The organism is Bowdeniella nasicola (assembly GCF_001907295.1).
In the GTDB taxonomy this organism is placed as follows: domain Bacteria; phylum Actinomycetota; class Actinomycetes; order Actinomycetales; family Actinomycetaceae; genus Bowdeniella; species Bowdeniella nasicola.
Genome location: NZ_MQVR01000201.1, coordinates 1 through 551 on the forward strand (window position 1 = coordinate 1; position 551 = coordinate 551).

The window sequence follows — 551 nt, forward strand, 5'->3', positions numbered from 1 at the left end:
CCACTCGAAGCAATCAACGCTGAGGCATCACGCGAGAAGTCCATCCGGCACGGCCACCCCTCGACGCTGCACCTGTACTGGGCACGTCGGCCGCTCGCAGCAGCGCGCGCAGTCCTCTTCGCACAACTCGTCGATGACCCGTCATCACGCCCAGAAGAGTTCCCCACGATCGAAGAACAGGACGCTGAGCGCGCACGACTCCATGCGCTACTGGAGCAACTGGTGGTGTGGGAGAACAGCAACGACGAGACCCTCCTACGGCAAGCGAGCGCCGAGATTCGCAAAAGCAACAACGGCGAGCTTCCGGCAGTTCTCGATCCCTTCGCTGGCGGTGGCGCAATCCCGCTCGAAGCACAACGACTCGGCCTCGAAGCCCACGCCAGTGACCTCAACCCTCTCGCAGTGCTCATCAACAAGGCCCTCATCGAGATTCCACCGAAGTTCGCAGGCAAGCCTCCCGTCTACCCAGGGTCGGCGGGGGCCAACCTGACCGGATGGAGTCGCGCGGAGGGTCTTGCAGAGGACGTCCGCCGCTATGGCGAATGGATGCG

The 551-nt window shown here is 63.5% G+C and carries 1 protein-coding gene; it reads left to right on the forward strand.

The genetic code is table 11. The annotated features are described in order from the left end of the window. On the forward strand, positions 1-551 hold a 551-nt coding region (locus tag BSZ39_RS13075; RefSeq protein ID WP_222842983.1), incomplete at both ends, for a DUF1156 domain-containing protein.